The organism is Marinobacter sp., assembly GCF_041690455.1.
Taxonomy (GTDB): domain Bacteria; phylum Pseudomonadota; class Gammaproteobacteria; order Pseudomonadales; family Oleiphilaceae; genus Marinobacter.
Map to the genome: position 1 here is coordinate 1 of NZ_JAWLHI010000012.1, position 24,095 is coordinate 24,095.

The window sequence follows — 24,095 nt, forward strand, 5'->3', positions numbered from 1 at the left end:
CGATCGCCACTTCCTGAATAGCGTGTGCACCCATATGGCGGATCTGGACTATGGCGAACTGCGCCTGTTCCCCGGCAACTACGACGAATACATGACCGCCGCCACCCAGGCCCGCGAGCGCATGATGGCGGACAACGCCAAGAAAAAGGCGCAGATTGCCGAGCTGCAGCAGTTCGTCAGCCGCTTCTCCGCCAACGCATCCAAGGCCAAGCAGGCCACCTCCCGCGCCCGCCAGATCGACAAGATCCAGCTGGAAGAGGTGAAGCCCTCGAGCCGCGTCAGCCCGTTTATCCGTTTCGAACAGGGCAAGAAACTGCATCGCCAGGCGGTGACGTTGAATAAGCTGACCAAGGGCTTCGAAGAAAAGCCCTTGTTCGAAAACCTGGACCTGCAGATCGAGGCCGGCGAGCGGGTCGCCATCATCGGCCCCAACGGCATCGGAAAGACCACGCTGCTGCAGTGCCTGGCTGGCGCCTACGCACCGGACAGCGGTGAGGTGAAGTGGACCGACAGCGCAGAAGTCGGCTACTTCGCCCAGGACCACACCACTGACTTCGCCGAAGACGACACCCTGACCGACTGGATGGCCCAGTGGACCAAGGGTGGCGAGCAACTGGTACGCGGCACTCTTGGGCGCATGCTGTTCTCTGGTGACGATATTGGCAAATCGGTGCGGGTGATTTCCGGTGGTGAGCAGGGGCGAATGCTGTTCGGCAAGCTGATTCTGCAGAAGCCTAATGTCATGCTGATGGATGAGCCCACGAACCACCTGGACATGGAGTCCATCGAGGCGCTGAACCTGGCGCTGGAGAACTATCCAGGTACACTGATTTTTGTTAGCCACGATCGGGAGTTTGTTTCGTCGTTGGCTACTCGGATTGTTGAAATGAAGCCCGATGGAGTGACTGACTTCAGTGGGAGTTATGATGATTATCTTCGGAGTCAGGGGTACCTCTGAGCTCGTTGATTCGGCCTTGGGAGTTTGCGGACGTGTGGGTAGGCCTGTCCAAAACCCGCTCCTTCGGCACGTCCATGTGACGCTTGAGCTCCGCCATCCATGGCTCCGCACAGTTTTGGACAGGCCTACCCACACGTCCGCTCATAACTGTGAGTAGCCCTCTCTAGAAATTGGGAAAACACGTGAACGAAACCAATATTATTAACGCCACCCGCAAATGGGTCGAAGACGTGGTCGTCGGCTACAACTTATGCCCATTCGCCAAACGGGAACTGGTCCGGAACCGGGTGCGGTTTGTGGTGTCGGAAGCCGAGACCGAAGACGATCTGCTGCACGCTCTGCATTCCGAACTCCAGCGCCTGGACGATGAGCCTGAGATCGAAACCACCTTGTTGATCCATCCGAATGTATTGCAGGACTTTGGCCCCTACAATCAATTCCTCGACGCGGCCGACGGTCTGCTGGCTTACCTGGAAATGGAAGGCGTTTACCAGATCGCCAGTTTCCACCCGGACTACCAGTTTGCGGGCACCGAGCCGGATGCGGCAGAGAACTACACCAACCGTTCCCCGTTCCCGATGCTGCATCTGTTACGGGAAGCCAGTCTGGAAGCCGCGATCGACAGTTATCCCGATGTGGAAGGAATCCCCCAGCGAAATATCGAGTTGATGGAGAAGCTGGGTGCAGAGAAGATGCGGAATATCCTCAGGTCGTGTCTCAGTGGATCTTCCCCAGAGAGACCAGGGGAGTAGAACAAAGAGCCGGTGGGCAGGGCCGTCCAAAACTGTGCGGAGCCATGGATGGCGGAGCTCAAGCGTCACATGGACGTGCCGAAGGAGCGGGTTTTGGACGGCCCTGCCCGCCGGCGACTCCACGGACTACCAGGCTGCAGACGGCAAACTCGGAAGCATCGGTTTAGCCGCAAACCAGATCAGACGAAAGAGCCAGAATCAATGGGACTGCTTTTCGAACAAATAGACAGCCAACCCTCAGTGATCGGTGAGATCACCCTCAGGCGACGCCGCATCCCCGCCATCGGTGACAGGGACATCTACGAGGTGAAACTGGGCGAGGAATTCCTCATGTCCAGCATGTTCGTGGACGCCGAAATAGCCCTCTCCGACCTGGGACTGAACGCAACAAAAGGCGACAACCTGAGCGTCGTGGTTGGCGGCCTGGGCCTTGGCTACACCGCCGTGGCGGCACTGAAACACGAGCGGGTGAGCGAACTACTGGTGGTTGAATATTTGGAGCCGGTCATCCGCTGGCATAAGCAGGAACTCGTGCCGCTGGGCAAGGAAATCAATGCCGACCCCCGCGCCCGGTATATCCACGGCAGCTTCTTCGACCTCGCCGTAGCCGATCCCGAAACCGGCGGCTTTGATCCCGATGCCCCGGGCAAACAATTCGACGCCATCCTCCTGGACATCGACCATTCGCCCCGGGCACTGCTCCACGATTCCAACGCCAGCTTCTACACCGTCGACAATATCGGCCTCATGGCTCGGCAGCTCAAACCCGGCGGCATCTTTGCCATGTGGTCGAACGAGGGTGAAGACGACGAATTCATGGCCGTGCTGCGGGACGGGTTCATCGATGTTGACTGCCACGTCGTAAAGTTCTACAACCCGTTCCAGAACCGGGAATCGTTCAACACCGTTTACGTTGCCCGAAAGCCGGGCTGACCGAGCCGGAGTTCCCATGCCAGTGACCACGCATCGTACTCGCCCCTTCAGTGCCAGCCAGCGCCTGCCGGACGCTGACCGGCCGCTGGCCAACCACGATCCGGAAGAGGCCGGCGAGCTGCTGGCGGGTTTCGTTCGTCGCCATCCCAGGCTCATGATTTTGACTGGTGCCGGGGTAAGTACCGACTCCGGCATCCCGGACTACCGGGACGGCGACGGTGCCTGGAAGCGCAAGCAGCCGGTGCAGCACCAGGACTTCATGGAAAATTTCCAGACCCGCCAGCGCTATTGGGGCCGGAGCCTCATCGGCTGGCCTGTGATGCGCAATGCCACTCCCAACCCGTCGCACTTCCACATCGCCGATCTGGAACTGCTCAATCACAGCAGCCTGGTGGTGACCCAGAACGTGGATCGCCTGCACCAGAAAGCGGGATCCCGCGCCGTGCTCGACCTCCATGGCCGGGCCGATGAGGTCCTGTGCATGAGCTGCGGCTATCGTTGCCCGCGGGATGAGGTGCATGACCGCTGTGCCGATCTCAATCCCGGATTCCGGCAGTACACCGCCACCACCGCGCCGGATGGCGATGCGGATCTGGAAGTGGATTTCTCGGATTTCCGCCCGGCGGACTGCCCGAAATGCAGCGGGATTCTCAAGCCGGATGTGGTGTTCTTCGGAGACTTCGTGCCGAAACAGCGGGTCACCTCGGCGCTGGATATGCTCAAGGCCAGCGATGGCTTGCTGGTGATTGGCTCCTCGCTGATGGTGTATTCCGGCTTCCGGTTCTGTCGTTACGGCAAGGAATGGGGCAAGCCCATGGCCACGCTGAACCTGGGCCGCACCCGGGCCGAGGAGCTGGTGGACCTGAAGCTGAATGCCCGCATCGGGGAGACGCTGGCTGCAGTACTCAGGCAACTCTGATGAAAACGGGGTCAGATGAAGGCTTTCATCAGACCCCAGGTTCACGGACGGAAACCTGCAGCCAACTAACCCGGGGTCAGATGAACGCCTTCATCTGACCCCTTTTTCATTCACGGGAATCTGCAGTTAACTCCGGGGTCAGAAGAAAGCCTTCTTCTGACCCCTTCTTCACCACCGCAGCATCAGATCAGGTTATAGATAAACACCACAGCCACAGCCACCGGCGTAACGAACCGCACGGTCACGAACCACAGGTTGAACACCGGCGCCGACATCGACAGCTCGTTCTCCATGGCCTGCTTCGACATCACCCAGCCGGCGAACAGCGCCACCAGCAGGCCACCCAGGGGCAGCAGGATGTTGGCGGTGAAGAAGTCCAGCAGGTCGAAGATGGTCTTGCCTTCCAGCATCGGAATGAAGCTCAGTGGTGCCACGTCAGACCAGAGGTTCAGGGACAGGATCGAGGCAATACCCAGAGCCCAGCAAACCACGCCGGCACCCAGGGTGCTCACGGTACGGTTCAGGCCTTTCTGCTCTTCCAGCCACTCCACGATCGGCTCCAACAGGGAAATACCGGAGGTCCAGGCGGCGAAGATCAGCAGCACGAAAAACAGGGTGCCGAAAAAGCTGCCCATGGGCATCTGACCGAAGGCCAGTGGCAGGGTCTGGAAGATCAGGCCCGGGCCGGCACCCGGCTCGAGGCCGTTGGCAAACACGATCGGGAAGATGGCCAGGCCGGCCAGCAGCGCCACGCCGGTATCAATGATGGAGACGGTGATGGAGGTCTTGGCGATGGAAATTTTCTTGGGCAGATAGGAGCCGTAGGCCATCATCACGGCCATACCCAGGCTCAGGGTGAAGAACGCGTGGCCGAGGGCGACCAGAACGCCGGAGGTGGTTAGCTTGGAGAAGTCCGGCTGGAACAGGAAGGTCACCGCCTTGCCGAAGGAGCCGGAGGTCATGGCATAACCCACCACGATCAGAAGCAGGATGAACAGGCCGGGCATCAGGATACTGACAGCGCGCTCGAGGCCGGAGCGAACGCCTCGGGCAACCACCACCATGACCAGCGCCATGAACACCGTGTGCCACAACAGCAGGGTAAGCGGGTCACTCAGCAGGCCGGAGAAGATCGCGCCAATGGCATCCGCCGACTGGCCGGCAAGCTGGCCGCTGGCGGCGGTGCCGACATAGGAGACCGCCCAGCCGCCAATCACCGAGTAGAAGGACAGGATCAGGAAGCCCGCCAGGACGCCGACCGCTCCCACCAGTTTCCAGGCCGGATGGAGTTTGTCGCGCTCGGCAATCAGGCGCAGGCTGTTGACCGGACTGCGGCCGCCGCGCCGGCCGATCATGACCTCGGCCATCATGATGGGAATGCCCACCACGGCAATACACACCAGGTACATGATCACGAAAGCACCGCCGCCGTTCTCGCCGGTGATGTAGGGGAACTTCCAGATGTTGCCCAGGCCCACGGCGGAACCGGTTGCCGCCAGGATGAAGGCGAGCCTCGATGACCAGAGCCCGCGTTTGGCGTTGGAACCCTCAAGAGCCTCCGAATAGGTGGCGGATCCTGATGAAGTGACAGACATGACTATCTCCTGTGATACTTGTTTTTGTGTCAGGGCGAAAAAGGAGAGCCGCAGAAGTCTGCGGCCCCCAAGGGGGATGGCACCGGTGTCAGGTCAACCGGTGCGAGCCAACCGCGAAGGCGCCAGCCCGGCACCTGCGGTGTGTTTGCGGAACCGCTCTTCGGCCAGTTCGTTGGCAATTTCCCCGGTGGGAAGGCCCGAACTGTCGGAGCGGTTGAAGATTTCGGTGAGGGTGTCTCCGATGGTGTCCACGTGGGCGCGGACCTTCTCGGGAGTGGCGCCGGTGCGCTCGTAAAAAACGTCGATGATGCCACCGGCATTGATGGCGAAATCCGGCGCGTAGAGAATGTCGTGCTGTTTGAGCATGGCATCGTGCTCGGGGCGGTCCAGCAGGTTGTTGGCAGCCCCGGCAATGACGTTGGCCCGGATCTCCGGAATGCTGTGATCATTCAGAACCGCACCCATGGCACAGGGAGCGACCACGTCCACAGGCAGGAACAGGATATCCTCTGCGGTAGCGGGCTTTGCGCCCAGCTGCTCCACCGCGCGGCGCATGTTGTCCTCATGGATGTCGTAGACCCAGAGCTCGGCACCGGCTTCCTTCAGGTGGCTGGCCAGGCGGAAACCGACGTTGCCGATGCCCTGGATGGCGACCTTCAGCCCAGTGAGATCGTTCCGTCCCAGCTTGTGCCGGACCGCAGCTTTCAGGCCGATAAAGGTGCCATAGGCGGTGGCAGGGGAGGGATCGCCGTTACTGGGGTTGCCGTCAAATCCGGTGCGGGTGGCAATGCCGGCCACATGGCGGGTGTGCCGGCTCATTATTTTCAGGTCGGGCACGCTGGTACCGGAATCCTCTGCCGCGATGTAGCGGCCGCCCGGGCTTTCCAGATGCCGGCCCATGGCTTCCAACAGGGCCTCGGTCTTATGCTTGCGCGGATCGCCGATAATCACTGATTTGCCGCCGCCCAGGTCCAGGTTGGCCAGGGCCGACTTGTAGGTCATCCCACGGGACAGTCGCAGAACGTCGCGAAGCGCTTCTTCGTCCGTGGCATAGGGAAACATTCGGCAACCACCTAGGGCGGGGCCCCGGGAGGTGTTATGGATGGCAATGATGGATTTGAGTCCGGTTTCCGGGTCACAGAAAAAGGACAGGTGTTCGTGGTTATCGAACTCCGGATGGGTAAACACGTTCATGGCGAAATCCTCTCCCACCTGGCCGGATCGCGGCGGTAGGTCTGTCTTGTTCTTGTCATCCCGGCTTATGGCCGGAAGCTTGATTTCATGTGTCCATGCCCGATGGATTGTGTCGGGCGTGCCCTTGTGAGGCTGGACGGAAAACAAGCTAGCCTTGATTTACGTTAACGTCAACGTTTAATTTGGTGGCAGGTTTCGGCCAGTTTGGCAGGTTATATGAGTTTCTCATGCAACTGTTTGAGCGCAGGAAAATTTTCAGGAGGGGTTGTGGTTTCTACTTATACGAATAATCAGGTTTCCGGCTTAGCTTTCTTCGATGCCTAACCATTCATATACTTATCAGCTCCAGTCCCGGAAGGTACGCTCGGAGTTCGTTCGCCTTTTCCCCATCTCGTTGTTCGTGGTGGCGTTCGGTACTGCCTTCGGACTGGCCGCGATCCAGTCCGGTCTGGCGCCGCTGGAAGCAATCCTGATGAGCACAACGGTGTTCGCCGGCGCCTCCCAGTTTGCCGCGCTCGAATTGTGGGGGGCGGAAGTGCCGGTTCTGCCCCTGATTGCCGTTGTCTTCGCCATCAACTCCCGCCACCTGCTGATGGGCGCATCGCTCTACCCGATGCTCAAAGACCTGCCGCCCGGCAAACGCTACGGCCTGCTGCTATTGCTGACCGACGCTAACTGGGCGGTCTCAGCCCAAGAATACCAGAACGGCCGGCGCAACCTGGAGGTCATCCTTGGTGGCGGGCTGGTGCTCTGGCTGGCGTGGATTTTCGGTACCTGGTTGGGCGTCTATTTCGGTGGGCTGTTGCAGAATCCCAAGAACCTGGGGTTGGATATGGTGCTCGGCTGTTTTCTGCTGTCCATGGCGTTGGGGGGCAAGAAGTCGCCCCGGGTACTGGTGTCCTGGGGCGTGGCTGCAGTGGCGTCACTGGCGGCCTGGAAATGGCTGCCTCCGAACACCCACGTGGTTACCGGAGCCCTGGCTGGTGGCCTGATTGGATACTTCTGGCTTGAAAAGAAACCCACCGCGCAGGCGTCACAGGAGGCGGATCAGTCATGACGATTACCACAACGGAAATGGGCGTGGTGTTGCTGATTGCCATCATGACAGTCGTCACCCTGGTGACCCGCTTTGGTGGCGTCTTTGCCATGTCCTTCGTGCGTATCAGCCCTCGCATTGAGAGCTTTATCAACACCATGGCAAGCTCGGTGCTCATTGCGATCATCGTACCCATGGCGTTCAGCGGTGATGCCGGGGCGATCGCCGCGCTGTCGGTGACCGCCGTCACCATGCTATTACTCCAGAAGCCGCTGCCCGCCATCGCTGCCGGTATCGCTTCCGCTGCTCTGGTCCGCTACCTGTTCTGAATCTGCGGCCGCCATGGGATTCGGGTTTCTCAGGGCCAGCTCGCCAATCCCCGGCAGCTTGATGCCGAGGGCCAGGGGGTTAATGCCCAGGGACAGGCCTAGTACGTTCAGTTCCAGTCCCTCGCGAACACCGGCCAGCACGTCGAAGTAGCCGCCCAGGGAGAGCTGGTAGCCGGCACCACCGGGGACCTCCGCCACGACACCGTTGCCCAGGTAATCCTTACCAATGGCATGGTTGGGCAGGGCGACATCCAGCCCCGGTACCTGCCGGATCACCCAGGCCGTGAAGGTATTGCTGTTCGGCCCGGGCCAGGCGTCATATTCCGTAGGGTAGGGATAGTCCTCGACGGCCCGGTAGATCTTCGGAATCAGCTCGGCGGCCTCATCGCCCCGGATATCGGCATAGAGTTCCGGTTCCGCCCCGTACCACCGGCGATCGGGTATGGACGGGCGGGAATTCACCACGTATCGGCGCCAGCCGGTAACTTCATGAACCCGGTACTGGCTGGCACCGGCCTCCTTGGTCGCGATCCAGGTGTGTACCGAGAAATAACCCCGCCAGCTCCAGGCACGGGCACCGTATACCTGGACGATAGCCCCTTCGTACTGCTCAGGTTTTGGGGCAATATCGGTGCTGTCCCTGCTGGCGGTCTGCCAGCTTTCCGCACCCTGTAGCGTGCCGCTTGTGGCCATGAGGGCCGGTCCTGCCAGCAAGGTCAGCAGGCTGGCGAAAATCCAGGCGGCACTGTGTTTCAGTTTTCTCATAGGGGTCATTCTCCGGCCGTCATTTGCTGGCCTCGGGCTTGTCTTCTAATCTCAAAGTACAACGTTTATGTACTGGGAGATAGCCAATGTCCGATCACCATGTCTACAAAAAAGTGGAAATAGTCGGTTCCTCGAAAAAGAGCATCGAGGATGCGATCGAGAATGCCCTGGCCGAATGTGGCAAGAGCGTCCGCAACATGGAGTGGTTCGAGGTAACCGAAACCCGAGGCCACATCGTGGACGGCAAGGTCGGCCATTACCAGGTGGCGCTGAAGATCGGCTTCCGGATTGCAGGGAGCTGAACTCTCCCCCTGTTGCCAACAGAGACTCCGGTGAGCCTGGCAGGAGGTGAGTGATATGCCCGCTGAAAACAAAGCCCTGTTGTTGGTGGATATCCAGAATGACTTCTGTGAAGGTGGTTCACTGGCCGTCGAAGGTGCCAGTAACATTGTCCCGGTGGTCAACCGGACGATCTCGGAGGCGGAACAGGGCCACCAGCTGATCATCGCCAGCCGGGACTGGCATACGGTGGATCACTGTAGTTTCCAGGACCGGGGCGGGCCCTGGCCGCCGCACTGCATTCAGGACACCCGGGGCGCTGCCTTCCATCCGGACATGGCGCTTCCGGACACTGCCGTGCGGGTCAGCAAGGGCACGGGGTTTGATACCGATGCCTACTCCGCCTTTGACGGTACCCAGCTTGAAAGCTTCCTGAAACGCCACGGAATAACCACTCTCCGCATCGCGGGCCTGGCCCTGGATGTATGCGTCCGGGCCACGGTGCTGGATGCCCTGAAACACGGCTTTCAGGTGGATCTGGTCAGCGATGGCTGCAGGGCGGTGAATCAGCAGAAGGTGCCGGAGGTACTGGACGAACTTCGGGCTGCCGGCGCGACCATTTCATGACGCCGGGAGGCCCGCCTTTGATTCGGGAACAGGATCTGCCCCTGCTGGTTGACCTCTACGAGCTGGCCATGGCCCAGGCCTACTGGTCCGAGGGTATGCATGAGCGCGCCGTGTTCAGCCTGTTTTTCCGGGATATGCCCGAGCACCGTAACTTTGTGCTCGCCTGCGGCCAGCGCAATATCTGCGAGGTGCTGGAAAACCTCCGGTTCACGGATGCGCATATTTCCCGGTTAAGGCAGCTGAACCGGTTCCAGGAGGGATTTCTGGAATGGTTAAGGGGCTTCCGCTTCAGTGGCACCGTGCGCGCAGTACCCGAGGGTACACCGGTGTTCCCCCAGGAACCGTTACTGGAAATCGAGGCTCCCATCGCCGAGGCACAACTTCTGGAAAGCCTGGTGATGAACTACGTGCACCTGGAATCCGTGCTCGCCTCCAAGGCGGTGCGGGTGGCCTTGGCAGCCCGGGGCCGCTCGGTGGCGGACTTCGGCTTGCGGCGGATGCACGGTGTGGATGCCGGGCACCGGAGTGCCCGCGCCTATCGTCTGGCCGGGTTGTCGGCCACCAGCAACGTCCTGGCGGGAATGGATTTCGGCCTTGAAGTGACCGGCACCATGGCCCACAGCTTCGTGCAGGCCTATCCCCGGGAGCTGGAGGCCTTCAAGATCTACGCCACGCTCTACCCGGGCACAACATTGCTGGTGGATACCTACGACAGCCGGCGGGCGGTCAGGCGTATTGTGGAATGGCTCAAAAGCGATCCCGATGCCCGTGTCGGGGCGATCCGGCTGGACTCTGGGGACTTGGGCGCCGAAGCGAAGGATTGCCGCAAAATCCTGGATGACGGCGGCTATCAGGACATCAAGATTGTCGCCAGTGGTGGCCTGGATGAGTACGGCATCGCCCGGTTACTGGAAGAAGGCGTGCCCATTGACGCCTTCGGCGTTGGCACCTCCATCGGCGTCGCGGTGGATGCCCCCTCACTGGAGCTTGCTTACAAACTCACGCAATACGCAGGGGAACCGAAGATGAAAAGCTCTTCGGGCAAGGTGTCCTACCCCGGTGGCAAGCAGGTGTTCCGACAGTTCGACAGCAGTGGTCGGGTCAGGGGAGACATTGTGGCCCTGATTCATGAACAGCACGAAGGAGAGCCGCTACTGGAGGTGGTGATGGAGAATGGCCGAATAGTGGCGGGCGCGGTTCCGCCCCTCGACGAACAGGTCCGGCAGGCCGGTGCCCTGTTGAAAGCCCTTCCGGAACGCCTCCTCGGAATCGAGCCGGCAGAACCGCTCAGGGTGACCATCAGCGAGGAACTCAAGACGCTCCAGGCCGAGACACTCGCCCGGGTTTCAATCTAGGTTTCAGGCCCCTGACGGTTAGCCGTTATTCAGGGTTCGCTTGCGAATGACCTGTACCAGCTGGGTCATCAGTTCCCGTGCCTCGTGGTCGTGCAGGGCGCTGCATTTATCCCTCATCACACGGCGGTCATGGTCAGAGGGACGGCCTCCGGCGTCCTTGAGGTCATCCAGGTATTGGCAGGCGGTCAGGTGGGCCTTGATCTCCACATCAATCAACTGAGTGATCAGGTGCTCGGCTGTATCGCAGCAGAAGGGGCGGTTGTGGTTGAGTCGCGACCTGGCGTCCAGTGCGGCGTTCCGGGCGTCAAGCCGAAGCTCACCTGGCGGGTCTCCGGCTTCCACGGCCCGCAGGAAGGCGCCCACGCGGTCATACAGGTGCCAGACCTGGGGCCAGAGTCGGTCATAGGCCGCTTTCTCGGTGCGGTAGCGCGCGTCGCTGTTCTGTCCCTCGGGGTTTTCAGTCAGTACCGGGGGCTCGCTGTCGAACCCGGTCACTCTCATTTCGTCCACTTCCCGCCAGAGGGTAGAGGTTTTCTCTTCCAGCAGTTCCACCCTTTCCTGGTAGGCATTCCGGATCCGGCCCGCCTGGAATACCGCGATAACCGCGATGACCAGGGCGGCCAGGGCGATAATCATCAGGCTGCTTTGCGAAAGGAGAATGTCAGGCAGGAGCTCACGAATCATGGCAGTGCATCCCGTTCAGACCCGAAAGTTGATTTGGTTCACACCAGTATAGAAGTTAATCCGGATCCTGTTGGCGATAGGGGAGGAGTGTGAGTGCTTCCCGGTAATAGGCCTGTACCTGCGCAGCTTCGTCTTCGGTAAATTCCTGGATGGCCTCCCGGAAACCCGGATGGGTGATGCCGTGCCAGGAGTGAGTCAGGGTCGGCTCGAACCCCCGAACCAGCTTGTGCTCGCCCTGGGCACCGGCGTCAAAACGCTTGAGCCCGAGTTCTATGGCCAGTTCGATGCCCTGATAGTAGCAGGTTTCGAAATGCAGGTGGTTGTACTCCTCCAGGCAGCCCCAGTAGCGACCGTACAGGGTGTCCGCACCACTGAGGAACAGCGCGCCGGCGATCATCTGGCCATCCCGCACCGCCATGATGATGTGCAGGTGTTCCGGCAGGCGCTCGCGCAGCAGGGTGAAGAAGGTTTTGTTCAGGTACGGGCGCTGGCCTCGTTTGAGGTAGGTGGCCTGGTAGAACACATAGAAGGCGGACAGCACGTGGTCGGGAATATCGGTTCCTGAAAATCGTTCGAAGCGGATGCCCTGTTCGGCCACCTGGCGCCGTTCCTTGCGGATGGATTTGCGTTTGCGGGAGGTGAGTTCGGCCAGGAAGTCGTCAAACCCGGAATAGTCCCGGTTGTGCCAGTGAAACTGGCAGCCGATCCGGTGCAGCTGGTCCGGGTGACTGAGCAACGCCTGATCCCGGTCATCGGGAAACAGCAGGTGCCAGGAGTGGGCTCCGAGTTGAGCGATAAGACCTTCCAGTAACTCCGCCATGGTGCCGCCCGACAGGTTGACCCTGAGACTGTCCTCGAGCAACAGGCGAGGTCCACGGGAAGGGGTAAACGGCACGGCAATCAGTAGCTTAGGGTAATAGTCCTGGCCATAACGCTGATAGGCATCCGCCCAGGCCCAGTCAAACACATACTCACCCATGGAATGATTTTTGAGGTAGCCGGGGGCAACGCCGACAATAGTGCTGCCTTGCCGGAACACCAGGTGGCAGGGTTGCCAGCCGGTATCTACGGTGGTGCAGCCGGATTCCTCCAGGCTCTGGAAGAATTCGTAGCGCAGGAACGGATTGGTGCGACCTGCCAGGCGTTCCCAGTCTTCCCCGGGAATCTCGGTGATGTTTGTGCAGGTCTGCAGGGTCAGGGATTCGGCCATGGCTCGGATACATTGTTGATGCGTTCCCGATACCATACGCCAGAACCCGCCGACTGATCACTCCCGTTTGGCGGTAAGGCGTTCTGTAAAGGTTGTGCAAAGCGGGGCCGGGAAACCGGAGTGGTTCGGGCGCCATGTTAGACTTCTGGCAGGTCAGTTGGAGATACGCGAATGCAGGACAGGGTTTTGCTGGTTGAAGACGATCAGGAGCTGAGGGAGCTTCTCGCACGCTATCTGGCCAATCAGGGCTTTACCGTGCGGGAGGCCGCCAACGGCCACGACGGCCTTGCCCTGGCCCTCGGCCAGGACTGTGACATAGTGGTACTGGATATCATGCTGCCGGATATCAGCGGGCTGGATGTGTTGCGGGAGCTGCGCGCCCAGACCCACCTGCCGGTGGTGTTGCTCACCGCCCGGGGGGATGAGACCGATCGCATTGTTGGCTTCGAGGTCGGCGCGGATGATTACATTCCCAAGCCCTGCAACCCGAGGGAACTGGTGGCCCGACTGCAGGCCCTGCTCCGGCGCATCGCCTGGGACCAGAAGGCGGAGGTCAACGACAACCGGGAATATGGCGACCTGAGGGTGGAGCCCGCCCACCGTCGCATCTATCAGAACGACCAGCCTCTGGACCTGACGGCAACTGAATACGAGGTGCTTCAGGTCCTGCTGGCCCATGCCGGCAGTGTGGTGCGCAAGACCGATCTCATGCAGTGGGCCCTCGGGCGTCGTCTTGAAGCCTATGACCGGACCCTCGACATGCACATCAGTAACCTTCGCAAGAAACTGGGTAATGACGATCCACCACGGATCGAAACCGTGCGCGGGCTTGGCTACAGCTATCGGGTGCCCGTGTGAAGAAACCCATGACGTTTCCGCTGTTCTGGCGGATTTTCCTGTCCATCTGGCTGGCCATGGCGGTCACCGTCGTTGCCAGCAATCTCGCCACCCGCTACCTGCTGGATCGCGAGCGCCAGGCCATTGAGCGGCAGGTGGGCCTGCGGGACCTGGGTATGGAAGCCATCGATATCCGGGAGCAGGAAGGCAGGGGCGATGCCTGGCGCTTCCTGCGCAGCCAGGGCGAGCGGCTGGATCTGCACCTGATCCTGATCGAGCGGGATGAACAGGACGATCGCCTGCCCGAACCGATCCGGGAACGGATGCGGTCAAGCTGGAACCCTCAGAAACCGGCGGTGATCGATGTTTCCGACGACTACCGGCTGGTGGCCTGGCCCAGGCTTAGCGGGGAGGGCTGGCTGGATCCGGGTTTCTTCAAATTTATCGAGTTCGCCCTGGCGGCCGTGCTTATTACCCTGGCCTGCTGGTGGATCGCCCGCCTGGTATCCCGCCCGCTCAAGCACATGGAAACCACGGCGCAGGCCATTGCAGCGGGCAAGAATTCCCTCCGGGTGAACGAGGAAATTGCCCGTCGCCGTGATGAGGTGGGCCAGTTGGCAACCGCCTTCAATGCCATGACCGATCAATTATGCAACCTGCTGGATCGGCAGACCCAGCTGCTCCGGGATATCTCCCACGACCTGCGCACGCCACTGGCACGTCAGCGGGTGGCCATCGAGTTGGCGAGCGAAAGCGGTGCGGATGCGCCCCTGATGGCCAGCATCCTGCGCCAGAACGAGCGGCTAGAGGCCATGACGGGGCAGATCCTGACCCTTTACCGGATCACCGAGCAGGGCGAGGAAATTGACCGGTTGCCGGTAGAACCGCTGCCTTTGGTAAACCGCGTCCTGGAAGATGCCGCCGACTATGCCAGGCACCAGAAGGTAGACTGCAACATGGTAGCGGCTCCTGACGTTGCCAATGTCCGATTGCTCGGCGATGCGGGATTACTGCAACGGGCGGTCGACAATATCCTGCAGAATGCGCTGGATCACACACCGGGGGCCAGGGCGGTCCACCTGAACCTTGCAAAAGCTGCAAAACAGCTGGTTCTGGAAATTCGGGATCAGGGGCCGGGGGTACCGGAGGAAATGCTGGGCCAGTTGTTTGAACCCTTCTTCCGGGCCGACAAATCCCGGGGTGGCAAGGGCTGGGGACTGGGGCTGGCCATTGCCCGCGACATTGTAACTGCGCATGATGGTACCATCACTGCCAGTAACAGTGCCGAGGGCGGACTAAGAGTGACGATCTGCCTTCCGGTTTCTACGACCGGGTAAAGGACGTTGAGCCTCTGGTAGTTCCTCGTCCTCGGGTTTGAGCGCAGCGGCACCCGAGAAGTCGATGCCTTCCTGCAGTTCGTCCTCGTCAAAACGGATACCGCAGGCTGCCTTGCGGACTTTTGCCGGTTTGGCGGTACCCGGCGCGTTTGTATCGTCGTCGTTTGTCACAGGTTTTTCTCCATGAGTAAAGATTACCCGGTACCAGCAGGATACCTCGAACGGGAAACGGAAGTTAAGAAAAGCCGATTCATAGCCCGTGTCGCCCCGGTCAGTTCCCGGGACGAGGTCCATCAATGGCTGGAACAGGCTCATAAGGACCACCCCGATGCCCGGCACATCTGCTGGGCCTATCAGATTGGCCGTCCGGGGTCGGCGGCGGAAGCGGCCATGAATGACGACGGTGAGCCCTCCGGAACGGCCGGCAAGCCCATCCTGAACGTGATACAGCACAAGGATATGGGGGATGTACTGGTGATGGTGATCCGCTATTTCGGCGGCATCAAGCTCGGTGCCGGCGGCCTGGTGCGGGCCTATGCCGGGGCGGCAGAGAGCGTGTTGTCGGCGGTGGACCGGGTTGTCCAGAAGCCGGTGACGCCGGCCCGGGTCACCATGTCCTTTGCCGATGAGCAACCGCTGCGGCATTGGTGCGAGGTGCATGGTGCCAGTGTCGATGGCATCGATTATGGAACCTCCGTTCTGGCCAGGCTGTCTGTGCCCATGGACAAGCTGGAGGAGTTTACGCAGTTCTGCAACGCCCAGAAGCTGGATTACGTTCTGGAAACCTGAGGATCGAAACGGCATCGCCCTGCGTGTAGCAGGCGTATACTTAACTCAGTCACACTCCATACGAGCTGTGTAAGGAGCCAATCATGATGCGTTTTCTGACAATAGCGTTCACCGGGTTGCTGCTGGCCGGATGCGCCGCCAATGTGGTCACCGATTACGATGATGCGGTGGTGTTCGGCAATTATTCCAGCTGGGCCTTTGCGCCGAGTGCGGGCAACTCTTCCTTCGTCTCCCTGGACGGCAACCGGGTGCGCCAGGCGGTTGAGCGGGAGCTGAACCGGAAGGCCATGCGCCAGGTGGCTGAAGCCGAGGCCGATTTACTGGTCAACTGGCAGATTGTCGAGGAAGAACGGCTGGAACAGAGTGGTGTCGGCCTGGGGTTCGGTTTTGGTACCGGCCATTTCGGTTGGGCGCTGGCGGCCCCGCCCCCCGTGCGTGAGATCGATGAGGGCAAACTGGTCATTGAACTGGTGGATAACGGGACAGACCAGGTGGTCTGGCGCGCGGCCAGCCGTCGCTATCTCCGGGAGAGCCAGTCACCGGAAACCCGCAGCGAGCTGATTGATGAGGTGGTGTCCGAGATGTTTTCGAAGTACCCTCCGGGCCTTGAATAAACGGAGGAATCTCTCGGAGGCACCATGAAGAATCGGTCTGGCGGTCTGGTCTATTCCACGGAGCAGGGCAAGATGTGCCCGGAATGCCGGAATCCGGTCGATCAGTGTACCTGCGGCAAACCCTCGCGACCGGTGGGTGACGGGGTTGTCCGGGTCAGTCGCGAAACCAAGGGGCGCAAAGGCAAGGGCGTGACCCTGATAACCGGTATTCCCCTGGATGAGAAGGAGCTGAAAGCTTTCGCCAAGTTTCTCAAGGCCAAGTGTGGTACTGGCGGTACCATCAAGGATGGCGTGGTGGAGATTCAGGGGGATCACCGTGACCTCCTGGTGCCCCTGCTGCAACAGAAAGGCTGGACCGTCAAGAAAGCCGGTGGCTGATCGTCTGATACGCAATCCTTTTTCGCTCACGTTACAATAAGGCGTGAATAAGCGTTTCCCCGAATTCTGAGCAATCAACGAAATCCCTCACTCCGGTACCCCGGGCTGAGGGATTTCTGTGACCGGAGGCAAGCATGCATATACTGGTTCTGGGTGCAGGTGTGGTAGGCACAACCACCGCCTGGTTTCTGCAAAAACAGGGACATCAGGTCACGGTGGTGGACCGGCAGACTGGCGCCGGCCTGGAAACCAGTTATGCCAACGGCGGCCAGATTTCAGTGTCCCACGCCGAACCCTGGGCCAATCCGTCGGCACCGCTGAAGGTTCTGAAGTGGCTGTTCCAGTCTGATGCGCCGTTGTTGTTCCGGCCGCGGCTCGATCCGGCCCAGTGGCGGTGGGCGCTGGCTTTTCTGGCTGAGTGTACTTCCGCCAAAGCGGCCCATAACATCCGCCAGATGGTCAACCTCGGTACCTACAGCCGCAGCCAGCTCCAGGCGTTGCGGACAGAGCTGGGCCTGGATTACGACCAGTTGGAAAAGGGAATCCTCCACTTCTACACCAATCCCGAAGAGTTCGATGGGGCCCTGGAACCCACCCGCATCATGCAGGACCTGGGCTGTGATCGACAGATCATCGATGCCAACCGGGCGGTGGAACTGGAGCCGGCCCTGGCGCCAATCAAGGACCGCATTGCCGGGGCGACCTACACTTCCGAGGACGAGTCCGGAGACGCGCGAAAGTTCACCCAGGTGCTGGCCAAACGCTGCGAAGAGGCCGGCGTCGAGTTCCGTTACGGCACCGAAATTCTCGGTTTTGACCAGGCCGGTGACCGGATTCTCGGTGTCCAGACCCTGAGGGAAGGCCACCACGAAACCCTGCGTGCTGACAGCTATGTGCTGTGCCTGGGAAGCTACAGCGCCATCCTGGCGCGGCAATTGGGTATCACACTGAATATCTATCCCGCCAAGGGCTATTCCATCACGGTGCCGGTAAAGATCGAGGAAGCGGCGTTCAAGGTCAGCCTGACCGACGATGAGTACAAGCTGGTCTACTCTCGCCTTGGCGACCGGCTCCGGGTCGCCGGCACCGCCGAGCTCAGTGGTTACAGCCGCAAGCTGAATCTTACCCGCTGCCGCGCCATCGTTCGGCGCACCGCCGAAGTCATGCCGGAGGCGGGCGACTGGGACCGCGCCGAATTCTGGACCGGCCTGCGCCCGGCCACCCCTTCCAATGTGCCCTACATCGGCAAGAGCCACTTCGCCAACCTGTACCTCAATACCGGCCACGGTACCCTGGGCTGGACTCACTCCTGCGGCTCAGCCGCGGCGTTGGCGGATATCATTGCCCGGCGGAAGCCGGAGGTGGATTTCAGCTTCGCCGGGATGTGAAAACGGGGTCAGAAGAAAGCGTTCTTCTGACCCCAATCTCGCCTCGAGCTTCTGCCTTCCCCAGGGGGCTGATGAAAACCTTCATCTGACCCCAACTTAGACCCTATCTCCTCCCTTCTGGCCCGAAATGCCGGGCAACTGTCAACAACTGGCAATAAACTCCTCCCAATCTGTGACCTCCTCACAACATCCGGCCGGTCTGGTTCCGGCCCTGGCAAACAACAACGGAGAGCAGAATGGACAGGCAACGTCGTGCGGTCGTCAAAGGGCTCGCTGCTACGTCTTTCACTGCGCTGACCGCCTGTGGCGGTAGCAGTTCAAGTTCCTCGCCTTCAACCGGTGAATCTGATTCCGGAGTCGTGAACGGTGACACCGACAGGGTCCCGGCGGTGGCTTTCAACCATGGCGTTGCCTCGGGAGATCCTCTCCCGGATCGCGTCATTCTCTGGACTCGTGTCACGCCCACCGATGCCTTGGCCCGGGACGTCGAAAACGTGCCGGTACGGTTGACCGTTGCCCGGGACCGGGACATGCGGGAGCCGGTTGGCCAGATCAATACCTCCACGGGCCCGGACCGGGATTTCTGTGTCAAGGTGGATGTGACCGGGCTCCGGCCGGATACCTGGTACTACTACCAGTTCGCCGTGGGCAACGAGAAATCGGGGGTCGGACGCACCAGGACCTTCCCGGACACCACAATGCCGGCGGAGCGTGCCCGGTTTGCCGTGGTGTCCTGCTCCAACTACGCCTACGGCCTGTTCTCCGTGTACAAGGCGGTCAGCGAACAGGCGGATCTGGACTTCATCCTGCACCTCGGCGATTACATCTACGAGTACGGTCCCGGTGAATACGGTGATTTCCCGGGGCGGGATCCGCTGCCGGCCCATGAAATCATCGAGCTGTCTGATTACCGCCAGCGTCATGCCCAGTACAAGACCGATGCCAATCTCCAGGCGGTGCATCAGCAGTTTCCCATGATCTGTATCTGGGATGACCACGAGTCGGCCAATGACAGTTACCGTGACGGCGCCGAGAACCACGATGAGGCTACCGAGGGTGGCTGGAACGAACGCCGGGCAGCGGCAATACAGGCCTATTTCGAATGGCTGCCCATACGGGAAGTCGGTACCGAACGCGGGCGGGTCTGGCGGAAATTCCAGTTCGGCAAACTGATTGATCTGTTCATGCTCGACACCCGTCTCGAGGGAAGGGACGGGCAGGTGTCATCGCCGGCGGATCCGGGCCGCTTTGATGAACAACGCCGGATCATGAGCGAAGAGCAGATGGATTGGCTCACCCGGGGCCTGTCCGAATCTGCGGCCAACTGGCGGATGATCGGTCAGCAGGTGATGTTCGCCGAGCTGAACATTATCCGCACCCTGGACGCTGCCCGTACCCTGGGCGTGGAAGATGTGTCGGCTTTCAACGGTCAGCTGCTGTCCCTGAACATGGACCAGTGGGACGGGTACGTCGCGGACAGGGAAAACATTCTCCAGACCCTGGCCGGAGAGAGTATCGGCAACACGGTGATCTTTACCGGTGATATCCATACCTCCTGGGCCAATGAGGTCTATGCGGACTCCGGCAATCTGCTGGAGAACACGCTCGCCCCTCCGCTGGCGGCGGAGTTTGTAACACCTTCGGTAACCTCACCGGGCTTTCCCGAGGAAATCGCCGGACTGGCGGAGGTCGCCGTCCAGCTTTCCAATCCGCATATGAAGTATGTGGAGCTCAAGACCCCCGGATTCATTCTCGTTGATGTGACAACAGAGCGGACCCAGGCGGAATTCCTTTACGTCCGGAGTATTTCCAGTGTGGACGACCTGGGAACAATTGACCCCGGTATGACCAAGGTTGTGGGTGTCGATAGCGGTAACAGCCGCATCTATCAGGATCGTCCCCGGTCCGAGCCGAGAGCGGTACGCACCGCGATGTTTCACCCGCCAGTGCGCCAGTCTGTGAGTTAAGGAGGTTCTGATGACCCGTGCAATTATCCCGGAGGGAAACCGCTGGAAACGTCGCGATGTATTGCGAACCCTGTTCTTCACCGCCGGCGCGGTCGGTTCGGCGTCGTGGCTGACAGGGTGTGGCGGTTCAGATTCCATGAGCCCTGTTACACCACCTGTTACCGGTGAATTGCCAGATGGTGGTGAGCTTCCGGGGGAGGTCGAAAAACTTTTAGGCCGGTTTGCGGATCTGGGATCGCTGCGTGATGCGGATATTCACGGTGTTCGCACTCCGGAGGGCTTCGCTACCCGTGTCGTGGCAATCAATGGTGAGCTCCCGCAACCGGAAGGCATGGCCGTCAGTGGCCCACAGACGGGTGGTATCGGTAATCGCCCCTGGCATATTTTCCCGGACGGGGCCGGGGTCGTGCCCAGGGAAAACGGAGGCTGGATCTATATCAGTAACAGCGAGGTTCCCGGCGTTGGCAGTATCGGTTTCTCCTATCCCGAGCTGGCAGGACTGACCAATATCATCGAGGAGTTTACGCCTGGCCTGGCCCAGGTGGGGACGCTGGTCTTCGATCCAGACGGCACCATTGTCGACTCCTACACCATTCTCAGCGGAACCACGTTCAACTGTGCCGGCTGTGTGACACCCTGGAAAACCTGGCTGTCCTGTGAGGAATTCCCGAACGGTCAGGTCTGGGAGTGTGATCCCTTCCAACCCGGTGAGGGGCTCGCAAGACCAACCCTTGGCTTTTTCTCCCATGAGGCCATTGCCATCGATCCGGGCGAGCGCCTGCTGTATCTGACCGAGGATATGCCCGATGGTCGGTTCTACCGGTGGGTACCAGACCCCTCTGACTGGCCCGAGGGCAGTGAGCGGGCCGCTTTGCAGTCCGGCCGGTTGCAGGTCCTGTCGGTTGGCGGTGATGGTGTCGAAGCGGCGCTGGATTCGCCCCAGCCGATCGAATGGCTGGATGTTCAGAATCCCCATGAGCCCCAGCATGAAAACCGGCTGTCGGAATCAACCGTGTTCGACGGGGGTGAGGGCGTCTGGTTCTTCAACGGTATCGTCTACTTTGCCACCAAAGGCGACGACCGTATCTGGGCAGTGGACACCCTGTCCCAGACCATCGAGGTTATTTATGATCGCGCTACCGCCGTGGCTCCGAATGACATCCTCTCCGGCGTGGACAACCTGTTTGTGACCGATCAGGGGGACATTCTGGTGGCGGAAGATGGCGGCGATATGCAGGTGGTGGTGATCCTTCCGGACCGCACCCTGAAGCCGTTGCTGCAGATAGTCGGGCAGGATGCCTCCGAGATAGCCGGTATTGCGTTCTCGCCGGACGGGCGGAGGATGTACTTTACGTCGGACCGTGGGGGCAGGGATGGTTTTGGTGGGTTTACCAATGGGTTGGGGATGGTTTACGAGCTGATTCTGCCCGAGGGGTTGTGAGTGAAAACGGGGTCAGAAGAAAGCCTTCTTCTGACCCCAATCTCGCACCCCAGGGGTCTGATGAAAGCTTTCATCTGACCCCGAGTTCGCGGACATTTACTTCAATTGATCCCGAATCAACTTCTTGTTGATCTTGCCAACACTGGTCTTGGGAATATCATCCACAAAGTCCATCTGCTCCGGGATGGCCCACTTGTTGATGTCGCCGCTGTCGACAAACTGCTGCAGGTGCTTCTGGATATCCTCCTGGCTGGCGTTTTCACCCGGCTTCAGGGTGACCAGCGCATAGGGTCGTTCGCCCCATTTCTCATCGGGAATACCGACCACCGCAGCACCGGCGACGGCCGGGTGCTGGCTGATCAGGTTTTCCAGGTCCAGGGAGGACAGCCATTCGCCACCGGTCTTGATCACATCCTTGATGCGGTCCTTGATGGTCAGGGTGTTGTCCGGCTCCATGCTGGCGACGTCACCGGTATGCAGCCAGCCGCCTTGCCAGAGCTCCTCGCCTTTCTCCGGTTCCTTGAAGTAGCTCTGGGTCAGCCAGGGTGCACGGGTGACCACCTCGCCTTTGGCTTCGCCATCGTGGGGGACCGGCTTGCCATCCGGATCGACGATTTCGATCTCCACCATCGGCACGGCGATACCGGTCTTGACCCGTTTTTCGGTCTGCTGCTCGAGCGGCAGTTCCAGGTCTTCCGGCTTGAGGTGGGTCGCACTCAGCAGCGGGCAGGTCTCGGACATGCCGTAACCGGTGTACATACGGATGCCGAGCTTCGCGCCGGCATCGCATAGGCCCTTGGTCAGGGCACTGCCGCCGATCAGCACGTGCCAGTTGCTCAGATCCGCGGTCTTGATGGATTCGGTGGCCATCATCATCTGCATGATGGTGGGCACACAATGGGAGAAGGTGACCTTGTGTTCCTTGAGCAGGTCCACCAGCAGCTCAGGCTCATAGCGCCCCGGGTAAACCTGTTTGATGCCCATCATGGTGGCGGCGTAGGGCACGCCCCAAGCGTGCACGTGGAACATGGGAGTAACCGGCATGTACACGGAGCTGGAACGCAGCAATGGCATTTCATCATAGGCCGCCAGGGAGCCGGTCATCGCCAGGGTATGCAGGACCAGCTGCCGGTGGCTGAAATACACACCTTTCGGATTACCGGTGGTGCCGGTGGTGTAGAAGGTGGTGGCGACGCTATTCTCGTCGAAATCCGGGAAATCGAACTCGGTTCCCGCCTGGCTGAGCAGGGATTCGTATTCACCGGCGGTGTCCAGGCTGGTGTCGGCGGCGGAGTCTGAGTCGGTCAGCTGGATGTAGGTCTTGACCGTCTCGATCTCGTCCTTCACGCCCTCGATGATGGGCAGGAAGTCGTCGTGGACCAATACCACGTCATCTTCGGCGTGGTTCATGGTGTAGACAATCTGCTCCGGGGAGAGGCGCACGTTGATGGTGTGCAGGACGGCTCCAATCATCGGGATGGCAAAGAAGCACTCCAGGTAACGGGGAGTATCCCAATCCATGACCGCCACGGTGTCACCGGGCTTCACTCCGGCGTCGGTCAGGGCATTGGCCAGACGGTGAATGCGCTCCACCAGGGTGGTGTAGGTGTACTTGCTGCGGTTGGCGTAATGGATTTCCTGGTCCGGGTTATAACGGGGGCCCGAGAGCAGGAGCTGTTTGATAAGCAGGGGGTACTGATAGGCGTTCTTGGCCGGGGACAGAATTCGGGTCTGTGCCATCTTGTGTTCCTCTTTCTCTGCTTGTGCTTGTTTTTACGATGAGAAAGATAAATCTGACACAGTTTGGAAAAAACGGAAACCGGTGAAAGCGAAAAAATCGCAGAACGTACGCGTCAGTTTTGGTGCAACGGGTACGCTCTGCGAATCTGGATGTTACTGATAGGTGCAAAGATAGGCAGTATCGATATCCGCTTTCGCCTTGAAGCTGGCCTGGCCGGCAACGTCAAAGCTTTCGCCCGCGCCGTAGGTCATCCACTCTTCCATGCCGGGGAGCAGCACGGTCAGGGCTCCGCTGATCACCGTCATGGTTTCCTTCTTGGTGGTACCGAACTCGTACTCACCGGGGCTGATCACACCAACCGTCGCCGGCAGGGTGGCCGTCTGGAAGGCAATGGATTTGGCTTTGCCGTCGAAATACTCGTTTACTTTAAGCATACGCTGGCCTCCTGAAATGGATTGGGCCGACTACTATACGGCAAAACGTTATAAGTCCAATGACATTTTTGAGAACGTAGGCGGAGGTGAAGATGGGGTCAGATGAAGGTTTTCATCTGACCCCGGTTTTCGCCCAACCCAGGGAGGGTGGCCTCATGCTCTGGGGTCTGATGAAAGCCTTCATCTGACCCCGTTTTCAATCACTGCTCCCAGGGCTTCCCCTCGGTCCCATCCATGGTCCTCACGCCGATATGCATCGCCGCCTTGGCCAAAATGTTGGCACTGACCGGTGCGGTCATGAACAGGAACACGGTGATCAGTACTTCCGAAATCCCGATACCGTCCCCCCGTGCGGTGAAGTAGATCACCGAGCTGAGCATGATGGCGCCCACACCCAGGGTGGTGGCCTTGGTGGGGCCATGCAGCCGGGTGAAGAAATCCGGAAGGCGCGCCAGGCCGATGGCGCCGACCAGGGTAAAGGCGCCCCCGAGCAGGAGCAGGAAAGCAATGGTGTATTCGGCAATCGGATTCAT

General features: G+C 60.2%; 26 protein-coding genes. 17 read left to right on the forward strand and 9 right to left on the reverse strand.

Annotation, left to right across the window (positions count from 1 at the left end; all coding sequences use genetic code 11):
• The 4 genes from ACESMW_RS04300 to ACESMW_RS04315 form a co-directional block, all read left to right on the forward strand.
• Window positions 1–958, forward strand: a 958-nt coding sequence (locus ACESMW_RS04300; protein ID WP_372985840.1) for an ATP-binding cassette domain-containing protein, incomplete at its 5' end; no start/stop codon positions are given.
• Window positions 959–1,140: 182 nt separating this feature from the next.
• Window positions 1,141–1,710: a DUF1415 domain-containing protein gene (locus tag ACESMW_RS04305; RefSeq protein WP_372985841.1), complete on the forward strand. Its 570-nt coding sequence runs from the start codon at window positions 1,141–1,143 to the stop codon at window positions 1,708–1,710.
• A 201-nt stretch (window positions 1,711–1,911) separates the two neighbouring features.
• Window positions 1,912–2,643 (forward strand): spermidine synthase, encoded by a 732-nt coding sequence (locus ACESMW_RS04310; protein WP_372985842.1) that lies wholly within the window; start codon window positions 1,912–1,914, stop codon window positions 2,641–2,643.
• Between the two features lie 16 nt (window positions 2,644–2,659).
• Complete coding sequence (locus ACESMW_RS04315) at window positions 2,660–3,562, forward strand: NAD-dependent protein deacetylase (RefSeq protein ID WP_372985843.1); 903 nt, start codon at window positions 2,660–2,662, stop codon at window positions 3,560–3,562.
• Window positions 3,563–3,744: 182 nt separating this feature from the next.
• On the opposite strand, the gene ACESMW_RS04320 is transcribed toward ACESMW_RS04315, so the two are convergent.
• Both ACESMW_RS04320 and ACESMW_RS04325 read right to left on the reverse strand, forming a co-directional pair.
• Window positions 3,745–5,157: a sodium-dependent transporter gene (locus ACESMW_RS04320; protein WP_372985844.1), complete on the reverse strand. Its 1,413-nt coding sequence runs from the start codon at window positions 5,155–5,157 to the stop codon at window positions 3,745–3,747.
• A gap of 93 nt (window positions 5,158–5,250) precedes the next feature.
• Complete coding sequence (locus ACESMW_RS04325) at window positions 5,251–6,351, reverse strand: Glu/Leu/Phe/Val family dehydrogenase (RefSeq protein ID WP_372985845.1); 1,101 nt, start codon at window positions 6,349–6,351, stop codon at window positions 5,251–5,253.
• Window positions 6,352–6,667: 316 nt separating this feature from the next.
• On the opposite strand from ACESMW_RS04325, the gene ACESMW_RS04330 reads away from it, so the two are divergent.
• The gene (locus ACESMW_RS04330) at window positions 6,668–7,408 is read left to right on the forward strand and encodes an AzlC family ABC transporter permease (protein ID WP_372985846.1); all 741 of its coding nucleotides are present in this window, start codon (window positions 6,668–6,670) and stop codon (window positions 7,406–7,408) included.
• Entirely contained in the window at window positions 7,405–7,716 is a 312-nt protein-coding gene (locus ACESMW_RS04335) for an AzlD family protein (protein ID WP_092001409.1), read from the forward strand. Before ACESMW_RS04330 ends, ACESMW_RS04335 begins: the two co-directional genes overlap by 4 nt.
• On the opposite strand, the gene ACESMW_RS04340 is transcribed toward ACESMW_RS04335, so the two are convergent.
• Window positions 7,645–8,481, reverse strand: coding sequence for a DUF3750 domain-containing protein (locus tag ACESMW_RS04340; protein WP_372985847.1), 837 nt, complete (start codon window positions 8,479–8,481; stop codon window positions 7,645–7,647). The two genes, ACESMW_RS04335 and ACESMW_RS04340, sit on opposite strands and share 72 nt — an antisense overlap.
• 86 nt (window positions 8,482–8,567) lie before the next feature.
• On the opposite strand from ACESMW_RS04340, the gene ACESMW_RS04345 reads away from it, so the two are divergent.
• The 3 genes from ACESMW_RS04345 to ACESMW_RS04355 are packed head-to-tail and all read left to right on the forward strand — an operon-like array spanning window position 8,568 to window position 10,742.
• Window positions 8,568–8,783: a dodecin gene (locus ACESMW_RS04345; RefSeq protein ID WP_092001404.1), complete on the forward strand. Its 216-nt coding sequence runs from the start codon at window positions 8,568–8,570 to the stop codon at window positions 8,781–8,783.
• 55 nt (window positions 8,784–8,838) lie between these two features.
• A complete protein-coding gene (locus tag ACESMW_RS04350; protein WP_372985848.1) occupies window positions 8,839–9,387 on the forward strand; it encodes an isochorismatase family protein in 549 nt (182 codons plus the stop codon).
• 17 nt (window positions 9,388–9,404) lie between these two features.
• A complete protein-coding gene (locus ACESMW_RS04355) occupies window positions 9,405–10,742 on the forward strand; it encodes a nicotinate phosphoribosyltransferase (protein ID WP_372985849.1) in 1,338 nt (445 codons plus the stop codon).
• Window positions 10,743–10,760: 18 nt separating this feature from the next.
• Here ACESMW_RS04355 and ACESMW_RS04360 read toward each other — a convergent pair whose 3' ends face one another.
• Together ACESMW_RS04360 and ACESMW_RS04365 are read right to left on the reverse strand one after the other, a co-directional pair.
• Window positions 10,761–11,426 (reverse strand): hypothetical protein, encoded by a 666-nt coding sequence (locus ACESMW_RS04360; RefSeq protein WP_372985850.1) that lies wholly within the window; start codon window positions 11,424–11,426, stop codon window positions 10,761–10,763.
• A 55-nt stretch (window positions 11,427–11,481) separates the two neighbouring features.
• A complete protein-coding gene (locus ACESMW_RS04365) occupies window positions 11,482–12,636 on the reverse strand; it encodes a GNAT family N-acetyltransferase (protein WP_372985851.1) in 1,155 nt (384 codons plus the stop codon).
• A gap of 171 nt (window positions 12,637–12,807) precedes the next feature.
• Here ACESMW_RS04365 and ACESMW_RS04370 point away from each other — a divergent pair, with 171 nt between their 5' ends.
• Window positions 12,808–13,494, forward strand: a complete 687-nt coding sequence (locus ACESMW_RS04370) for a response regulator transcription factor (RefSeq protein WP_372985852.1) — start codon at window positions 12,808–12,810, stop codon at window positions 13,492–13,494.
• A gap of 8 nt (window positions 13,495–13,502) precedes the next feature.
• Window positions 13,503–14,810 (forward strand): sensor histidine kinase, encoded by a 1,308-nt coding sequence (locus ACESMW_RS04375; RefSeq protein WP_372985853.1) that lies wholly within the window; start codon window positions 13,503–13,505, stop codon window positions 14,808–14,810.
• On the opposite strand, the gene ACESMW_RS04380 is transcribed toward ACESMW_RS04375, so the two are convergent.
• Complete coding sequence (locus ACESMW_RS04380; RefSeq protein WP_372985854.1) at window positions 14,769–14,981, reverse strand: hypothetical protein; 213 nt, start codon at window positions 14,979–14,981, stop codon at window positions 14,769–14,771. The two genes, ACESMW_RS04375 and ACESMW_RS04380, sit on opposite strands and share 42 nt — an antisense overlap.
• 12 nt (window positions 14,982–14,993) lie before the next feature.
• Between ACESMW_RS04380 and ACESMW_RS04385 the strand changes: the two genes are divergently transcribed.
• The 6 genes from ACESMW_RS04385 to ACESMW_RS04410 all read left to right on the forward strand — a co-directional run bounded on the left by ACESMW_RS04385 (window position 14,994) and on the right by ACESMW_RS04410 (window position 21,387).
• On the forward strand, window positions 14,994–15,599 hold the full coding sequence (locus ACESMW_RS04385) for a YigZ family protein (protein WP_372985855.1): 606 nt from the start codon (window positions 14,994–14,996) through the stop codon (window positions 15,597–15,599).
• 86 nt (window positions 15,600–15,685) lie between these two features.
• Window positions 15,686–16,213, forward strand: coding sequence for a DUF4136 domain-containing protein (locus tag ACESMW_RS04390; RefSeq protein ID WP_372985900.1), 528 nt, complete (start codon window positions 15,686–15,688; stop codon window positions 16,211–16,213).
• Between the two features lie 24 nt (window positions 16,214–16,237).
• A complete protein-coding gene (locus tag ACESMW_RS04395; RefSeq protein ID WP_372985856.1) occupies window positions 16,238–16,591 on the forward strand; it encodes a translation initiation factor Sui1 in 354 nt (117 codons plus the stop codon).
• A 134-nt stretch (window positions 16,592–16,725) separates the two neighbouring features.
• Complete coding sequence (locus ACESMW_RS04400) at window positions 16,726–17,979, forward strand: D-amino acid dehydrogenase (protein ID WP_372985857.1); 1,254 nt, start codon at window positions 16,726–16,728, stop codon at window positions 17,977–17,979.
• Between the two features lie 236 nt (window positions 17,980–18,215).
• Entirely contained in the window at window positions 18,216–19,946 is a 1,731-nt protein-coding gene (locus ACESMW_RS04405) for an alkaline phosphatase D family protein (RefSeq protein ID WP_372985858.1), read from the forward strand.
• 10 nt (window positions 19,947–19,956) lie between these two features.
• Complete coding sequence (locus ACESMW_RS04410; protein ID WP_372985859.1) at window positions 19,957–21,387, forward strand: alkaline phosphatase PhoX; 1,431 nt, start codon at window positions 19,957–19,959, stop codon at window positions 21,385–21,387.
• Window positions 21,388–21,483: 96 nt separating this feature from the next.
• Here the strand turns inward: ACESMW_RS04410 and ACESMW_RS04415 are convergent, their stop codons facing one another.
• From ACESMW_RS04415 to ACESMW_RS04425, 3 genes are all read right to left on the reverse strand, one after another.
• On the reverse strand, window positions 21,484–23,127 hold the full coding sequence (locus ACESMW_RS04415) for a fatty acid--CoA ligase (RefSeq protein ID WP_372985860.1): 1,644 nt from the start codon (window positions 23,125–23,127) through the stop codon (window positions 21,484–21,486).
• Between the two features lie 153 nt (window positions 23,128–23,280).
• The gene (locus tag ACESMW_RS04420; RefSeq protein WP_092001367.1) at window positions 23,281–23,562 is read right to left on the reverse strand and encodes a pyrimidine/purine nucleoside phosphorylase; all 282 of its coding nucleotides are present in this window, start codon (window positions 23,560–23,562) and stop codon (window positions 23,281–23,283) included.
• Between the two features lie 200 nt (window positions 23,563–23,762).
• Window positions 23,763–24,095, reverse strand: coding sequence for a Na+/H+ antiporter subunit G (locus ACESMW_RS04425; protein WP_372985861.1), 333 nt, complete (start codon window positions 24,093–24,095; stop codon window positions 23,763–23,765).

Bases quoted from the DNA above. Each gene is read 5' to 3' on its own strand.
- ACESMW_RS04325 (WP_372985845.1), bottom strand. From the start codon at position 6,351: ATGAACGTGTTTACCCATCCGGAGTTCGATAACCACGAACACCTGTCC.
- ACESMW_RS04395 (WP_372985856.1), top strand. From the start codon at position 16,238: ATGAAGAATCGGTCTGGCGGTCTGGTCTATTCCACGGAGCAGGGCAAG.
- ACESMW_RS04400 (WP_372985857.1), top strand. From the start codon at position 16,726: ATGCATATACTGGTTCTGGGTGCAGGTGTGGTAGGCACAACCACCGCC.
- ACESMW_RS04330 (WP_372985846.1), top strand. From the start codon at position 6,668: ATGCCTAACCATTCATATACTTATCAGCTCCAGTCCCGGAAGGTACGC.
- ACESMW_RS04345 (WP_092001404.1), top strand. From the start codon at position 8,568: ATGTCCGATCACCATGTCTACAAAAAAGTGGAAATAGTCGGTTCCTCG.
- ACESMW_RS04360 (WP_372985850.1), bottom strand. From the start codon at position 11,426: ATGATTCGTGAGCTCCTGCCTGACATTCTCCTTTCGCAAAGCAGCCTG.
- ACESMW_RS04405 (WP_372985858.1), top strand. From the start codon at position 18,216: ATGGACAGGCAACGTCGTGCGGTCGTCAAAGGGCTCGCTGCTACGTCT.
- ACESMW_RS04320 (WP_372985844.1), bottom strand. From the start codon at position 5,157: ATGTCTGTCACTTCATCAGGATCCGCCACCTATTCGGAGGCTCTTGAG.
- ACESMW_RS04410 (WP_372985859.1), top strand. From the start codon at position 19,957: ATGACCCGTGCAATTATCCCGGAGGGAAACCGCTGGAAACGTCGCGAT.
- ACESMW_RS04415 (WP_372985860.1), bottom strand. From the start codon at position 23,127: ATGGCACAGACCCGAATTCTGTCCCCGGCCAAGAACGCCTATCAGTAC.
- ACESMW_RS04390 (WP_372985900.1), top strand. From the start codon at position 15,686: ATGCGTTTTCTGACAATAGCGTTCACCGGGTTGCTGCTGGCCGGATGC.
- ACESMW_RS04340 (WP_372985847.1), bottom strand. From the start codon at position 8,481: ATGAGAAAACTGAAACACAGTGCCGCCTGGATTTTCGCCAGCCTGCTG.
- ACESMW_RS04350 (WP_372985848.1), top strand. From the start codon at position 8,839: ATGCCCGCTGAAAACAAAGCCCTGTTGTTGGTGGATATCCAGAATGAC.
- ACESMW_RS04365 (WP_372985851.1), bottom strand. From the start codon at position 12,636: ATGGCCGAATCCCTGACCCTGCAGACCTGCACAAACATCACCGAGATT.
- ACESMW_RS04315 (WP_372985843.1), top strand. From the start codon at position 2,660: ATGCCAGTGACCACGCATCGTACTCGCCCCTTCAGTGCCAGCCAGCGC.
- ACESMW_RS04375 (WP_372985853.1), top strand. From the start codon at position 13,503: ATGACGTTTCCGCTGTTCTGGCGGATTTTCCTGTCCATCTGGCTGGCC.
- ACESMW_RS04335 (WP_092001409.1), top strand. From the start codon at position 7,405: ATGACGATTACCACAACGGAAATGGGCGTGGTGTTGCTGATTGCCATC.
- ACESMW_RS04370 (WP_372985852.1), top strand. From the start codon at position 12,808: ATGCAGGACAGGGTTTTGCTGGTTGAAGACGATCAGGAGCTGAGGGAG.
- ACESMW_RS04425 (WP_372985861.1), bottom strand. From the start codon at position 24,095: ATGAATCCGATTGCCGAATACACCATTGCTTTCCTGCTCCTGCTCGGG.
- ACESMW_RS04420 (WP_092001367.1), bottom strand. From the start codon at position 23,562: ATGCTTAAAGTAAACGAGTATTTCGACGGCAAAGCCAAATCCATTGCC.
- ACESMW_RS04385 (WP_372985855.1), top strand. From the start codon at position 14,994: ATGAGTAAAGATTACCCGGTACCAGCAGGATACCTCGAACGGGAAACG.
- ACESMW_RS04310 (WP_372985842.1), top strand. From the start codon at position 1,912: ATGGGACTGCTTTTCGAACAAATAGACAGCCAACCCTCAGTGATCGGT.